We start from the raw sequence: 14,921 nt of genomic DNA on the forward strand, positions 1-14,921 counted from the left end.
TTTCAGCTGTGCCCCTCCCCCCCCCCTCCCCCCCCCCCCCCCCCCCCCCCCCCCCCCCCCCCCCCCCCCCCCCCCCCCCCCCCCTTCCTCCCTCCCCCCCCCCCCCCCCCCCCCCCCCCCCCCCCCCCGGGCCGCGGCGATCAGCTGGGCCGTCCGGGTCGCGGTGCCCGAGGGGGCGTCCGCCTTGTGCGGGTGGTGGAGCTCGACGACCTCGACCGACTCGAAGTACGGCGCCGCGATCTGCGCGAACCTCATGGTGAGGACGGCGCCGATGGAGAAGTTCGGCGCGATGAGGACGCCGGTCTCCGGGGAGGCGGCGAGCCATCCTTCGAGACGCGCGCGGCGCTCGTCGGTCCAGCCGGTGGTGCCGACGACCGCGTGGATGCCGTGGCGCACGCAGAAGTCGAGGTTGTCCATGACCGAGTCCGGGGTCGTCAGCTCGACGGCCACCTGGGCGCCCGCCTCGGTGAGGGCCTCCAGGCCGTCGCCCCGGCCGAGGGCCGCGACGAGTTCCATGTCCTCGGCGGCCTCGACGGCCCGCACGGCCTCCGAGCCGATGCGGCCCTTGGCTCCGAGGACCGCGACGCGCAGCTTGCTCATTGCACTTCCTTCGTGGGACTAGGGGTTCAGGAGACCGCTCGGTGGAGGCGGTCGGCCTGCTTGTCCTTCAGCGGGCCGATCACCGAGAGCGAGGGCCGCTGCTCCAGTACATCGCGGGCGACCTCGCGGACCTCGTCCGGGGTGACCGCGGCGATCCTGGTCAGCATGTCGTCGACCGACATCTGGGTGCCCCAGCACAGCTCGCTCTTGCCGATGCGGTTCATCAGCGCGCCGGTGTCCTCCAGGCCGAGGACGGTGGATCCGGAGAGCTGGCCGACGGCGCGGGCGATCTCCTCGTCCGTGAGGCCGTCCGAGGCGACCTTGTCCAGCTCGTCCCGGCAGATCTTGAGGACGTCGTGGACCTGGCCGGGCCGGCAGCCCGCGTACACGCCGAAGAGGCCGCAGTCGGCGAAGCCCGAGGTGTACGAGTACACGCTGTAGGCCAGGCCGCGCTTCTCCCGGACCTCCTGGAAGAGGCGGGAGGACATGCCGCCGCCGAGGGCGGTGTTCAGCACGCCGAGGGCCCAGCGGCGCTCGTCGGTGCGGGCCAGGCCCGGCATGCCGAGGACCACGTGGGCCTGCTCGGTCTTGCGGTTCAGCAGCTCGACGCGGCCCGCGGCGCGCAGGGTGCGCCGGCCGTCGCGGGGAGCGACGGGGACGGCGTCGGTGCGGCCGAGGGCGCCGGCCTTCTCGAAGGCGCGGCGGACCTGGCGGACCACCGTGGCGTGGTCGACGTTGCCCGCGGCGGCGACGACCAGGTGGGTCGGGTCGTAGTGCTTCTTGTAGAAGCGGGCGATCTGGCCGCGGGTGAGCGCGTTGATGGTGTCGACGGTGCCGAGGACCGGGCGGCCGAGCGGGGTGTCGCCGAACATCGTCTGCGCGAAGAGCTCGTGCACGACGTCGCCGGGGTCGTCCTCGGTCATCGCGATCTCTTCGAGGATGACACCGCGCTCGGCGTCGACGTCCGCCTCGAGGACGAGGGAGTCGGTGAGCATGTCGCAGACGACGTCGATCGCCAGCGGCAGGTCGGTGTCGAGCACCCGCGCGTAGTAGCAGGTGTACTCCTTCGCCGTGAAGGCGTTCATCTCGCCGCCGACCGCGTCGATCGCGGCGGAGATGTCGAGGGCGGACCGCTTGCGGGTGCCCTTGAAGAGGAGGTGCTCCAGGTAGTGGGTCGCGCCGTTGAGCGTCGGGGTCTCGTCGCGGGAGCCGACGTGCGCCCAGATGCCGAAGGTGGCGGAGCGCACGGAGGGGAGGGTCTCGGTGACGATGCGGAGGCCGCCGGGGAGGGTCGTGCGGCGGACCGTGCCGACGCCGTCCTTGCCCGGGAGAAGCGTTTGGGTACGGGCGACGGCCCGCCCCTCCGAAGAGGGGCGGGCCGTCGCGCGGGAACTACGGGACGTCACTTGGCAGCGTCGTCCTTGTCACCCTCGGCGTCCTCGTCCGCGATCACGGGGATCAGGGAGAGCTTGCCGCGCTGGTCGATCTCGGCGATCTCGACCTGGACCTTGGAGCCGATCGCCAGCACGTCCTCGACGTTCTCCACGCGCTTGCCACCGGCGAGCTTGCGGATCTGCGAGATGTGCAGCAGGCCGTCCTTGCCCGGGAGCAGGGAGACGAAGGCACCGAAGGTGGTGGTCTTGACGACCGTACCCAGGTAGCGCTCGCCGACCTCCGGCATGGTCGGGTTGGCGATGCCGTTGATCGTGGCGCGGGCGGCCTCGGCCTGCGAGCCCTGCTGGGCACCGATGTAGATGGTGCCGTCGTCCTCGATCGTGATCTCGGCGCCGGTGTCCTCCTGGATCTGGTTGATCATCTTGCCCTTGGGGCCGATGACCTCACCGATCTTGTCCACCGGGATCTTGACGGTGATGATGCGCGGCGCGTTCGGGGACATCTCGTCCGGAACGTCGATCGCCTCGTTCATCACGTCGAGGATGTGCAGACGGGCGTCGCGGGCCTGCTTCAGCGCGGCGGCCAGGACCGAGGCGGGGATGCCGTCGAGCTTGGTGTCGAGCTGGAGCGCGGTCACGAACTGCTTGGTGCCGGCGACCTTGAAGTCCATGTCGCCGAAGGCGTCCTCCGCACCGAGGATGTCGGTGAGGGCGACGTAGTGCGTCTGGCCGTCGATCTCCTCGGAGATCAGGCCCATGGCGATGCCGGCGACGGCGGCCTTGAGGGGCACACCGGCGTTCAGCAGCGACATGGTGGAGGCGCAGACCGAGCCCATCGACGTCGAGCCGTTGGAGCCGAGGGCCTCGGACACCTGACGGATCGCGTAGGGGAACTCCTCGCGGGTCGGGAGGACCGGCACGATGGCGCGCTCGGCGAGGGCGCCGTGGCCGATCTCGCGGCGCTTGGGCGAGCCCACGCGGCCGGTCTCGCCGACGGAGTACGGCGGGAAGTTGTAGTTGTGCATGTAGCGCTTGCGGGTCACCGGGGAGAGGGTGTCCAGCTGCTGCTCCATGCGGAGCATGTTGAGGGTGGTGACGCCCAGGATCTGGGTCTCGCCACGCTCGAACAGCGCCGAGCCGTGCACGCGCGGGATGGCCTCGACCTCGGCCGCGAGCGTACGGATGTCCGTCAGGCCACGGCCGTCGATGCGGACCTTGTCCTTGATGACGCGCTCGCGGACCAGCTTCTTGGTCAGCGCGCGGTAGGCCCCGCCGATCTCCTTCTCGCGGCCCTCGAAGGCCGGGAGGAGCTTCTCGGCGGCGATCTCCTTGATGCGGTCGAGCTCGGCCTCGCGCTCCTGCTTGCCGGCGATGGTGAGCGCCTTGGTGAGCTCACCCTTGACCGCGGCGGTCAGCGCCTCCAGGACGTCGTCCTGGTAGTCGAGGAAGACCGGGAACTCGCCGGTGGGCTTGGCGGCCTTGGCGGCGAGGTCCGACTGGGCCTTGCAGAGGACCTTGATGAAGGGCTTCGCGGCCTCGAGACCGGCGGCGACGACCTCCTCGGTCGGCGCCTCGGCGCCGCCCTTGACGAGCTCGATCGTCCGCTCGGTGGCCTCGGCCTCGACCATCATGATCGCGACGTCGCCGTCCTCCAGGACGCGGCCGGCGACCACCATGTCGAAGACGGCGTCCTCGAGCTCGGTGTGCGTCGGGAACGCGACCCACTGGCCCTTGATCAGGGCGACGCGGGTGGCGCCGATGGGGCCGGAGAAGGGCAGGCCCGCCAGGATCGTCGACGCGGAGGCGGCGTTGATCGCGACCACGTCGTACAGGTGGTCGGGGTTGAGCGCCATGATCGTCTCGACGATCTGGATCTCGTTGCGCAGGCCCTTCTTGAAGGAGGGGCGCAGCGGGCGGTCGATCAGGCGGCAGGTGAGGATCGCGTCCTCGGAGGGGCGGCCCTCGCGGCGGAAGAACGAGCCGGGGATCTTGCCGGCCGCGTACTGCCGCTCCTCGACGTCCACCGTGAGGGGGAAGAAGTCGAGCTGGTCCTTGGGGCGCTTCGAGGCGGTGGTCGCCGAGAGGACCATCGTGTCGTCGTCCAGGTAGGCGACGGCGGAGCCGGCGGCCTGCTTGGCCAGACGGCCGGTCTCGAAGCGGATGGTGCGGGTGCCGAAGGTGCCGTTGTCGATGACGGCCTCGGCGTAGTGGGTCTCGTTCTCCACTAGTGGTTTCTCCTACGTGTTCGTCTTTGCGTCCTTCGGCCCGTGTGGCCGGGGACGGTGTGCGACGGTGTCGGAGAAGCTCGCCTCGGGTGCGGGCCGGTCTTCGATCGAAGCTCCCGGCGTTTCGTTTCCGGGGGCCACTACCGAGGACCGGCGGCTGGCCGGCGGCTTCTCGTCCGTCGTATGGGGTTGTGCGACCAGACTAAGTGCCGATGCGCACTTTGCGCACGTACAGCAAAGGGAGCGGCCCCCTGAAAGTGGGAACCGCTCCCTTCACGGCGTCGTTACTTGGCGCCGCCGGCCGCACCGCGGCGGATGCCGAGGCGGTCGACCAGCGTACGGAAGCGCTGGATGTCCTTCTTGGCCAGGTACTGCAGCAGGCGGCGGCGCTGGCCGACCAGGATCAGCAGACCACGACGGGAGTGGTGGTCGTGCTTGTGCTGCTTGAGGTGCTCGGTCAGGTCCGAGATGCGGCGGGACAGCATCGCCACCTGGACCTCGGGGGAGCCGGTGTCGCCCTCCTTGGTGCCGAACTCGGTCATGATCTGCTTCTTGACAGCGGCGTCGAGAGCCACGCGGATCTCCTCTGGTGTGTTCGTGCGCCCGCGAGTGCCCCTGGTCTAGGTCTCAGGGGAAGCTTCCGTGACTCGGCGGGCGAAGGTCCGATGGGCGCAGCTTCCAGAGGCGTCCGAGTGATCTCGGGTGCTTTCCGGGAGCGCGTACACAAACGGCCGTCACACAGCGTACCAGCTCGCCGGAGCGCCCCCGGAACCGCCCGGCTACTTGCTGGTCAGCGCCCGGACCGAGGTGAAGACGTCGAGGACGGCGAGGCAGAGCGGGACCAGCGAGAGCAGGACGAAGCCCTCGGTCAGGTCGAGGAGGCGGCCCCAGAAGGGCGAGAGGCCCTTCCTCGGGATGATCAGGCCGATGGCGGTGATCAGCGCGGCACCGGCGGCGACGGCGGCGGTGAGCCAGATGGTGCGGATGTCCAGGCCGCCCCGGTCCCCGTACATGAGGAGTTCCTTGACCAGGTCGGCCGGCGGGTTCAGGGAGAGGCCGAGGACGAGCAGCGCGATGGCGGAGATGCCGGCGACCAGGACGCAGGCGACCTGCGAGGTGTAGCGGAAGAGACGGGCGCGGAGCAGCATCGCCAGGCCGGCCGCGAGGGCGAGGAGCTGGCCCCAGACGTTGCCGGCGAAGCCGAGGACGGCGGCGGAGCCGACGACGACGGCCGCGCAGCCGCCGACGAGGCCGAGGAGCATCTCGTGGCCGCGGCGGGCCTGGAGGGCGATGCGCTCGCCGTCGACGGGCTGCGCCTCCTCGCCGGGCTGCTGCGGGTCGCCGAGGAACTCGTCGTCGGCGGCGCTGCGGGGGGCGGCGTAGCCGATGGGGAGCCGGGCGAAGCGGGCGGAGAGGCCGGGCAGGAAGGCGACGAGGCCGATGGCGACGGGGGCGCAGACGGCGGCCGTCTCGGTGGCGGTGGTCTCGGTGAGGATCGCCAGGAAGGTGGCGAGGGTGCCGACGCCGGCGAGGAAGGTGGCCGCGACGAAGGGCGCGTCCCCGCTGGGGGTGAGCGCGACGAGGGCCACGGAGGCGACGAGGACGGTGACGCAGCCGAGGAGGAACTGGAGGCGGCCCGGGCCCTCGCCGGCGTCGGGGCCGATGATGCCGGAGCCGGCGATGAGCAGCAGCGGCAGCGCGCCGAGGCCGAGGGCGACGGCGGTGGCCCGGTCCCCGTAGACGCGGGCGCGGACGCCGGCGAAGGCGGTCAGGAGGAGGCCGGCGGCGCCCGCGATGATCCCGGGCAGGCTGTGCATGTCGTGGCGGACGGGGTCGGCGAACCAGAGGACGAAGCCCATGAGGACGAGCAGGAGGACGCCGCCGAGGAGGCCGGCGCCGCGCAGCAGCTCGTCGCTCCACAGGTGGCGGTCGCGGGTGACGGCGGAGGCGACGGCGTCGGACACGTCGTCGTAGACGGCCGGCGGCAGCGACTGCGCGAAGGGGCGCAGGGAGAGCACCTCGCCGTCGAGGACCTGCTGGGCGGCGAGCGTCCGGGCGCCGTCGAGGACCGAACCGTCGCGGCGGACCAGGTGGTAGCCGGTGGGGGTGCCGGCGGCCTGGGTCTGTCCGGTGAGCCGCAGGATCTCCGGGTAGACGTCGGCGACGGCGATGTCCTCGGGGAGCGCGACGTCGATGCGGCTGTCCGGCGCCACGACGGTGACGCGGCAGAAGCCGGTCGCTGCGGTCGTACTCACGTGTCTGGACCCCCTGATTCGCGGTTGCGCACGATGCGCGCGCCACCCTACCGGGGACGGCCGGTGGGGGCTGCAAGTAGGATCGCCGTCCCATGGGGGAAGTCCGCGCACTCGGCTGCCGACAGGGGTGCCGGTGCGGAAGCTCCCGCCACGAGCCCGCCTCCAACGAGGGATTGATGCGCCGGTGAGCCAGATCGTCGTCAAACGCCCGCCGAGGTCGCTTCCGCCGGAAGTGCCCGGTGAGGAACTGGTCCTGGAGCCTCCGCCGGAACTTCCGCGGGGACAGCAGGAGTCGGCGTTGATGCAGCTCCTGCCGATGCTCGGCATGGGTTCGTCGGTGGTCTTCTTCTTCATGACGCCCTCTCCGATCATGCGGATCATGGGCACGCTGATGCTGGCGTCGACGGTCGCGATGGCCGTCGCGCAGTTCGTCAGATTCCGTCGCGGTACGCAGGGGCAAATGTCCGATGTCCGCCGCGACTACCTCAAATACCTCGCCCAGACCCGGCGTACGGTCCGGCGGACGGCCCGCTCGCAGCGGGACGCGCAGCTGTATCTGCACCCGTCTCCGGAGCAGTTGTGGTCCGTGGTGGCGGAGGGCTCGCGGGTGTGGGAGCGCCGGGTCGGCGACCACGACTTCGGGCAGGCCCGGATCGGTCTGGGGGCCCAGCAGTTGGCGACGCCGCTGGTGGCGCCGGACACGGCGCCGGTGGACGAGCTGGAGCCGCTGTGCGCGGGGGCGATGCAGCAGTTCCTGGCGGTGCACGGGACCCTGGACGGCCTGCCGATGGCGGTCTCGATGCGGGCGTTCTACCACGTGACCGTCTCCGGCGACCCGGAGTCGGCGCAGGCCGCCGCGCGGGCCCTGGTGGCGCAGCTGGTGACGCTGCACTCCCCCGACGACCTGATGCTCGCGGTGGTGGCGGCGCGGGCCTCGCAGGAGCGGTGGGACTGGACGAAGTGGCTGCCGCACACCCAGGTGCCCGGTCAGGTCGACGGTGCCGGTACGAAGCGGCTCTTCGGCGACGACCTCGGCGAGCTGGAGAACCTGGTCCGGTCGAAGCTGGACGGGCGGCCGCGGTTCTCCCGGGAGAACCAGCCGGTGCTGGACCAGCCGCACGTGGTGGTGGTCCTGGACGGCGGCATGGTGCCGCCGGACTCGCTGCTCGCGGCGGCCGAGGGCCTGCAGGGCGTGACGATCGTGGAGGTCGTCCCCGGCGAGCTCGACGAGCCGCGCGGCGGTCTGTCCGTGGTGGTGCGGCCGGGGCGGCTGCGCCTGGAGTCGGGCGGCGGGTTCGCGTACGAGGGCGTGCCGGACGGGATCTCGCTGCCGGCGGCCGAGGCGCTGGCCCGGCAGCTGGCGCCGCTGCGGATGGGCGGCGGGGACGACGACGAGCCGCTGCTCGCCAACCTGGACTTCACCGATCTGCTGAACCTCGGGGACGCGGAGTCGGTGGACGTGGCGCGGACCTGGCGGCCGCGGTCGGTGGCCGAGCGGCTCCGGGTGCCGATCGGTGTCGGCGAGGACGGCCAGCCGGTCATGCTGGACCTGAAGGAGGCCGCGCAGGAGGGCATGGGCCCGCACGGTCTGTGCGTGGGCGCGACGGGTTCCGGCAAGTCGGAGCTGCTGCGGACGCTGGTGCTCGGTCTGGCGGTGACGCACTCCTCGGAGACGCTGAACTTCGTCCTGGCGGACTTCAAGGGCGGCGCGACGTTCGCGGGCATGTCCCAGATGCCGCACGTGGCGGCGGTCATCACCAACCTGTCGGACGACCTGACGCTGGTCGACCGGATGGGCGACGCGATCCGCGGCGAGCTGCAGCGGCGCCAGGAGCTGCTGCGGTCGGCGGGCAACTACGCCAACATCCACGACTACGAGAAGGCGCGGGCGGCGGGCGCCCCGCTGGAGCCGCTGGCGTCGCTGGTACTCGTGATCGACGAGTTCTCCGAACTCCTCACCGCCAAGCCCGACTTCATCGACATGTTCATCCAGATCGGCCGGATCGGCCGGTCCCTCGGCGTGCATCTCCTGCTGGCCTCGCAGCGCCTGGAGGAGGGCAAGCTGCGCGGTCTCGACACGTATCTGTCGTACCGGATCGGTCTGCGGACGTTCTCGGCGGCGGAGTCGCGGACGGCGATCGGCGTGCCGGACGCCTACCACCTGCCGTCGGTGCCGGGTTCGGGCTACCTGAAGTTCGGCACGGACGAGATGACCCGCTTCAAGGCGGCGTACGTGTCGGGGACGTACCGCTCGGGCGGGCCCCGGCTGGAGATCGGCCAGCTGCCGGTGGAGCGGCGGCCCGCGCTGTTCACGGCGTCGCCGGTGCCCGTGGTGTACGCGGCGCCGGACCCGGCGTACTTGACGGCGCAGCGTGCGGAGGAGGACGACGCGCTCGCGGACACCGTCCTCGACGTGATCGTGCGGCGACTGGAGGGGCAGGGCGTCCCGGCGCACCAGGTGTGGCTGCCGCCGCTGGACCAGGCGCCGTCCCTCGACCAGCTGCTGCCGGGTCTCGCGCAGACGGCGGACCGGGGGCTCACGGCGACGGAGTACACCCGCCAGGGCGCGCTCACGGTGCCGCTCGGCCTCATCGACAAGCCCTTCGAGCAGCGGCGCGAGGTGCTGTACCGGGACTTCTCCGGCGCGGCCGGTCACATGATGGTGGTCGGCGGTCCGCAGTCCGGCAAGTCGACGATCATGCGGACGCTGGTCTCGTCGTTCGCGCTCACCCACACCCCGGCCGAAGTGCAGTTCTACTGCCTGGACTTCGGCGGTGGCGGCATGGTGTCGCTGGCCGACCTGCCGCACGTCGGCGGGGTCGCGTCGCGCCTCGACCCCGAGCGGGTGCGGCGGACGGTCGCCGAGGTGATGGGCGTGCTGAACCGGCGAGAGGAGTTCTTCCGCGCGCACTCCATCGACTCGATGACGACCTACCGGCGCAAGCGGGCGGCGGGCGAGCTGCCCGGCGAGGCCTGGGGCGACGTCTTCCTGGTCGTCGACGGCTGGGGCGGCTTCCGCAACGACTACGACATGCTGGAGCCGATCGTCGCCGACATCGCGGCGCGCGGTCTGGGCTACGGCATCCACGTGGTGATCACCGCCTCCCGCTACATGGAGGTGCGGGCCGCGCTCAAGGACCAGATGCTGGGGCGGCTGGAGCTGCGGCTCGGCGACGTCATGGACTCCGAGTTCGACCGCAAGGTCGCGGCGAACGTGCCGACCGGCGTGCCGGGGCGTGGCCAGGTGCCGGAGAAGCTGCACTTCATGGGCGCGCTGCCGCGGATCGACGGGTCCAGCTCGTCGGGCGACCTGGCGGAGGGCACGGCGGCGTTCGTCCGTGCGGTGAAGGCGAGCTGGACGGGTGCGCCGGCCCCGGCGGTGCGGCTGCTGCCGCGCAAGCTGCCGGCGGAGCAGCTGCCGAAGGGGTTCGAGTACCCGCAGCACGGCGTCGCGATCGGCATCGACGAGACGAACCTGGAGCCGGTGTTCGTCGACTTCGAGTCGGACCCGTTCCTCCTGGTCTTCGGCGAGAGCGAGTCGGGCAAGACGGCGCTGCTGCGGCTGATCGCGAAGCAGCTGTGCGAGCGGTACACGCCGGAGCAGGCGCGGATCGTGGTGGGCGACTACCGGCGGACGATGCTGGAGGCGGTGGCGCCCTCGCACCTGCTGGAGTACGCGCCGATGGCGTCGGCCATGCAGATGCACATGGACGCGATCAACACGGTGATGACGAAGCGGGCGCCGAAGCCCGACATCACGCCGCAGCAGCTGCGGGACCGCAGCTGGTGGTCGGGTCCGCAGCTCTTCGTGCTCATCGACGACTACGAGCTGGTGGCCACCAACTCGGGGAACCCGCTGGCGGTCCTGGTGGAGAACCTGCCGTTCGCGCGGGACGTCGGCATCCGCTTCATCGTGGCGCGCAGCCAGGCGGGCGCCTCGCGGGCGATGTACGAGCCGTTCATGCAGCGGATGCGGGAGCTGGGCGCGCAGGGCGTGCTCCTCTCCGGCGACCCGCAGGAGGGCGACATCCTGGGCGGTGTCCGGGCGCGGCCGATGCCGCAGGGCCGGGGCACGTTCGTCTCGCGCAAGCGCGGCAACCCGCTGGTGCAGCTGGGCTGGCTGCCCGAACAGCACTGACGGGCGCGGGATTTACCCTGATCGGCGACGGCGGTCCCACTACTGTGAGGGGGACCGCCGTACCACCGCGAAGGGAAACGCGCCGATGACCGACGCACAGGACACCACCGCCGAGGGCGCCGACGCCGCCCGTGCCGCGGAGAGGCAGCGGGTGAAGGACGAGCTGTACGCGCTGGACATCTCCGGTGTCGAGTGGCAGGGCGCTCCGGGGACGAGTCCGGACGAGGAGCGGGTGGAGATCGCGCACCTGCCGGAGGGCGGGGTGGCGATGCGTTCGTCCCTCGACCGGGAGACCGTGCTGCGGTACACGAAGGCCGAGTGGGACGCGTTCGTCCTCGGCGCCCGCGACGGCGAGTTCGACCTGCGGTAGGGCCGCCGGTACGCGTGAGGGGGTGGCCCGTCGGACGGGCCACCCCCTCACGCGTGTGTGGTGCGGGACTACATCATGCGGAACCGGGCGGCGTTGCCCTTGTCGGTGTCCTGGTAGCCGACGACCGACTCGTCGAGGAGCTGGGCGATGCGCGCCAGGTCCTGGTTCATGCCGGCCATGTCGCGGGTCAGGCGGTCCTGGCTCTCGCGGTACGCGATCTTCGCCTCGCCCTCCCAGTTGGAGGCGACGCGGTTGACCTCGGCCATGAGGTCGTCGAGCTTCTGCGTGAGGGTGCTGGAGGTCAGGCGGGTGTCGGCCGCCGCCTGCGTCACGGTGTCGTAATTGACCGCAGTGGTCATGGTGATGACTCCTGAAGTGAGAGTGGCGCGGAGGACTGGTCGAGCCGGTGGGCTCACATACCGAGGATGGCGCTCTGGTTGCCGCCGCCGCCGGAGCCGCTGTTGTCCATCTGGCGGAAGGACCGCAGACGGTCCTCCTCCTCCTGCGAGAACCCGTCGGCGCTCATGCGCATGATCTCCTCGAGCCGGCTGAGCTCGGCCCGCATGCTGCGCAGTCGCTGGTTCAGGTCGTTCTGGACCCGGTCGTACTCCTTGCTCGCAGCGCCCTGCCAGCCCGCCTGGACGCGGTCGACCACGCCGTTGAGGGAGGTGATGCGGGCCTGGAGCTCGTCGGAGAAGTCCTGGATCCGGCCGGCGAGCTTGACTTGTTCGGCACTGGTTACGTTCAGGTCTTTCGACATCTTGCCCCTTCTTCCTTCGGCGGCGTCGACGGCCGGGCCGTCGGGCCATCCGGTCGTGATGCGGACGGGAATCTTCTGATGCCGCCCCCGTGCTGGGTTCGCACTGCCGTGCGCCCCGCGGTCACTTTAGCCATTGACGGCGGCAGTTCCAACTGCAAAGGAAGGTCCGGATACTTGGCCGGAGACCGGCTCATCGGACCCCCCTTCGACGGCGGCTGTCGCGGATGACGACGGCCGTTCCGGCGACCACGGCCACCAGGACGCCACCGATCCCCAACGCATAGGTGGCGAGCCGTTCGGAGCGCTCCTGGGGCGTCTCCGAGAGCGCCAGACGGGCCGCTTCGGGCGCCGGCGGCCGGGGCGGACCCGGGTCGGGCGTCGGCGAGGCGGGGGGTGTCCCGGGGCCGGCGTCGGCGAGGGCGCGCACCGGGTCGACGACGCCCCAGCCGACGTAGTCGTCGCGGCCGTTGACGGAGCGTACGGCGGTCTGCTCGATCCGGGCGACGATCTGGGCGGCGGTCCACTTCGGGAACTTGGCGCGGAGCAGGACGGCGACGCCGGCGACGTACGGGGCGGAGAAGCTGGTGCCGTTGTCGACGCACTGGCCGCCGCCGGGGACGGTGGAGACGATGTCGACGCCGGGGGCGGCGACGCCCACGAAGGTGCCCGCCTGGGAGAAGGCCGCGCGCTCGTTGTTGCGGTCGGAGGAGGCGACGGCGAGGACGCCGGGGAAGGCGGCGGGGAAGGTGTCCTTGAGGGCGCCGTCCATGCCGTCGTTGCCCGCGGAGGCGACCACGACGACGTCCGACGCGATCGCCCGGGCGACGGCCTTGGCCATCGGCGACTCGGGGCCCAGCGGCTGGGTGGTGTCCTGCGAGATGTTGATGACCTTCGCGCCCTTGGCGACGGCGTGGTCGATCGCCAGTGCCATGGTGTCGGACTTGCCGCTGTTCTTCTCGTCGTTCTGGCGGATCGGGATGACCGTGGCCTCGGGGGCGAGGCCGACGAAGCCGGTTCCCTTGCGGGGACGGGCGGCGATGATCCCGGCGACCTTGGTGCCGTGGCCGACCTCGTCGACGGTGCCGTCGGTCTTGCCGCGCTTCTCGTCGCCGAAGCCGGGGTTCTCCTTGTCGGGCTTGAGGTAGTCCTTGCCCGCCTTGGCGTCGACCGCGGCGCGCAGCTGCGGGTTGACGTCGTCCACGCCGGTGTCGATGACCGCGACCCGGACGCCCTTGCCCTTGGTGTCCTGCCACAGCTCGTCGAGGAGCACGCGCTGGAGCGGCCAGGGGGTGCCCTCGATCTGCTTCTTCATGGGGAAGGTGCACTCGCCTCCGCCGTCGAGGGCGGGGCCGTCGTGCGGCGCCGGTGCGGCGGCCGCGGGGGTCGCCGCGAGGAGGGCGGTGAGGGTGCCCGCGGCGAGCAGGGCGGCCGTGCGGTACGTCGTCGTCACGGTGCCACCCCCCTCAGGAACCCTGCGGCTGACGCGCGCTGTTGGTGTCGAGTCGCGGGCCCTTCGACAGGAACTCCGACCAGGCGATCGGGACGAGGACCGGCGTGACCTTCTCGTACCCGAGACGCTTCTGGGCGTCGCTGGGTTCCGGGCGTCCGTCGGTCTGCTTCTGCTCGCCGGCGCCGATGTCGGAGCGGGCGGAGTCGCTGTCGCCGTTGGCCTGGACGGCGTACCGCAGTCCGGTGTCGGTGACGAGGAAGAGCGAGCCGTCGGGCGCCTTCTGCCGGCCCTGGATCTGGGTGTAGAGCAGGCCGCTGCCCGGGGTGACGTACGTGCTGGTGCCGCCGGCGGTGATGTCGGCGGGGTACTGGGGACCGGCCCAGGTGGTGAGGGTGGTGCCGCCCTTCTCGTCGACGCCGGTGAGCACGCTGCAGACGGTGTCGCGGGCGCCCGCGCCGGAGACGTCGTTGACCTGGGTGGACTTCTCGCTCGGCCAGTGGGCGCGCGGCTGGAAGACGGTGGAGTCCGGGACGAACGCGGAGGCGTCGACGGCGGTCGCCTTGCCGTCCATGTCGAGGACGCCGGTCTGCGGGGCGTTGATGAGGAGCCAGGCGGTGAAGTCGCTGACGGGCTGGACCTTGCCGGGGAGCACGACGTAGTGCTGCGGTCCCGAGCCGGTCTGGGCGAGGAGGATCATGCCGACGCGGTTCTCGGTGGCGGTCAGTTCGTCGCCCGGGACGCCGGCGGGGGCGCCGGCCTGGCCCTCGATGCGCGGGAAGTCGATCTCGTCGCCGGTCTTCAGGGTGGCGAGCCAGTCGTCGGTGACGGGCTGCGGTTCCTTGTTGAGGCCGACGAGGGCGGTGAGGAGGCCCGTGGAGTCGGCCTTGACGGGGTACTTGGTGCCGGTGTGGTCGACGAGGAACTGCGCCTTGCCGGTCTGCCCCTGGACGTAGAGGACCTGGCCGTCCTTGAGCTGCCCGGCCCCCTCGGTGCGCTTCAGGTCGCGGTGGGCGAAGAGGAAGGTGGCCTTCTGGACGCTGGCGCCCTTGCCGCCGCCGGGCTGTTCGCAGACGGCCCAGCGCTTGGCCGTGCCCGCGTCGTCCGCCGTGGGCAGCCGGTCGGGGGCGTACGGGATGCCGAGGATCGGGCCGCGCGGCGGCTTGCCGAGGTCGAGCGTCTTGTCGTCGACCTGGACGACCTGGAACTGGTCGGGGTTGAGCAGCAGCCGGGCCGAGGCGAGGTTGAGGACGGGGTGGAGCAGGGTCTTGGCGTCCTTGCCCTTGCCGGTCTGCAGGACGACGTAACGGGTCGTGGACTGCTTGCCGACGATGACCCGGGTGCCGGGGGTGTCCCAGCCCTTGGGCGCGGAGGGCTTGAACATGCCCCAGGCGCCGAAGCCGGCGACGACGAGGGCGGCGACGATGAGGCCGGGGGCGATGGCGCGCAGCGGCTTCGGCGCCCCCTCCTCCGTACCGGAGGGCGAGGGTTGGAGGAATGCCGCCACCGTGCGCTTCTTCGCAAAGGTGTACGCGTTCAGCTCGTCCCGGCGCGATGCCATGAGTCCCCATTCTCGTCAGGCGCAGTCTTCGCGCGGGGATCGGGGAGGTGGCACCCGGGCCCCGGCTGTCGGACCGGACCCCTACTATGCCTGCTGTCCCGTGGGGTTCGTGGGGCGGGTAGGGTGATCCGGCCGCCAAAGCCCTGGCGGGCCAGGGTGATCGGGATGAAT

The 14,921-nt window shown here is 71.5% G+C and carries 11 protein-coding genes; 2 read left to right on the forward strand and 9 right to left on the reverse strand.

Annotated features, from left to right (window positions below):
- The 5 genes from ACZ60W_RS33885 to eccD form a co-directional block, all read right to left on the reverse strand.
- Positions 1 to 600: 4-hydroxy-tetrahydrodipicolinate reductase (locus ACZ60W_RS33885; RefSeq protein ID WP_469759243.1), on the reverse strand; the 600-nt coding region annotated here is incomplete at its 3' end.
- Positions 601 to 626: 26 nt separating this feature from the next.
- Positions 627 to 2,006, reverse strand: coding sequence for a M16 family metallopeptidase (locus tag ACZ60W_RS33890; RefSeq protein ID WP_469759244.1), 1,380 nt, complete (start codon positions 2,004 to 2,006; stop codon positions 627 to 629).
- Positions 2,003 to 4,219, reverse strand: coding sequence for a polyribonucleotide nucleotidyltransferase (locus ACZ60W_RS33895; RefSeq protein WP_469759245.1), 2,217 nt, complete (start codon positions 4,217 to 4,219; stop codon positions 2,003 to 2,005). Before ACZ60W_RS33895 ends, ACZ60W_RS33890 begins: the two co-directional genes overlap by 4 nt.
- A 284-nt stretch (positions 4,220 to 4,503) precedes the next feature.
- Positions 4,504 to 4,794 carry a 30S ribosomal protein S15 gene (rpsO, locus tag ACZ60W_RS33900; protein ID WP_030206644.1) on the reverse strand — a complete coding sequence of 97 codons (291 nt, stop codon included), beginning with the start codon at positions 4,792 to 4,794 and terminating at the stop codon, positions 4,504 to 4,506.
- A gap of 204 nt (positions 4,795 to 4,998) precedes the next feature.
- A complete protein-coding gene (gene eccD / locus ACZ60W_RS33905; protein ID WP_469759246.1) occupies positions 4,999 to 6,474 on the reverse strand; it encodes a type VII secretion integral membrane protein EccD in 1,476 nt (491 codons plus the stop codon).
- 184 nt (positions 6,475 to 6,658) lie between these two features.
- Between eccD and eccCa the strand changes: the two genes are divergently transcribed.
- Both eccCa and ACZ60W_RS33915 read left to right on the forward strand, forming a co-directional pair.
- Complete coding sequence (eccCa, locus tag ACZ60W_RS33910) at positions 6,659 to 10,612, forward strand: type VII secretion protein EccCa (protein ID WP_469759247.1); 3,954 nt, start codon at positions 6,659 to 6,661, stop codon at positions 10,610 to 10,612.
- Positions 10,613 to 10,697: 85 nt separating this feature from the next.
- Entirely contained in the window at positions 10,698 to 10,982 is a 285-nt protein-coding gene (locus tag ACZ60W_RS33915; RefSeq protein ID WP_469759248.1) for a DUF397 domain-containing protein, read from the forward strand.
- Positions 10,983 to 11,050: 68 nt separating this feature from the next.
- On the opposite strand, the gene ACZ60W_RS33920 is transcribed toward ACZ60W_RS33915, so the two are convergent.
- From ACZ60W_RS33920 to eccB, 4 genes are all read right to left on the reverse strand, one after another.
- Positions 11,051 to 11,341 carry a WXG100 family type VII secretion target gene (locus ACZ60W_RS33920; RefSeq protein ID WP_086824141.1) on the reverse strand — a complete coding sequence of 97 codons (291 nt, stop codon included), beginning with the start codon at positions 11,339 to 11,341 and terminating at the stop codon, positions 11,051 to 11,053.
- Between the two features lie 53 nt (positions 11,342 to 11,394).
- A complete protein-coding gene (locus ACZ60W_RS33925) occupies positions 11,395 to 11,742 on the reverse strand; it encodes a WXG100 family type VII secretion target (RefSeq protein WP_366309864.1) in 348 nt (115 codons plus the stop codon).
- A gap of 190 nt (positions 11,743 to 11,932) precedes the next feature.
- Positions 11,933 to 13,192: a type VII secretion-associated serine protease mycosin gene (gene mycP, locus ACZ60W_RS33930; RefSeq protein ID WP_469759249.1), complete on the reverse strand. Its 1,260-nt coding sequence runs from the start codon at positions 13,190 to 13,192 to the stop codon at positions 11,933 to 11,935.
- Between the two features lie 13 nt (positions 13,193 to 13,205).
- Positions 13,206 to 14,750, reverse strand: coding sequence for a type VII secretion protein EccB (gene eccB / locus ACZ60W_RS33935; protein ID WP_469759250.1), 1,545 nt, complete (start codon positions 14,748 to 14,750; stop codon positions 13,206 to 13,208).
- Positions 14,751 to 14,921: the final 171 nt, after the last annotated feature.

The organism is Streptomyces sp. NPDC104202 (assembly GCF_055584185.1).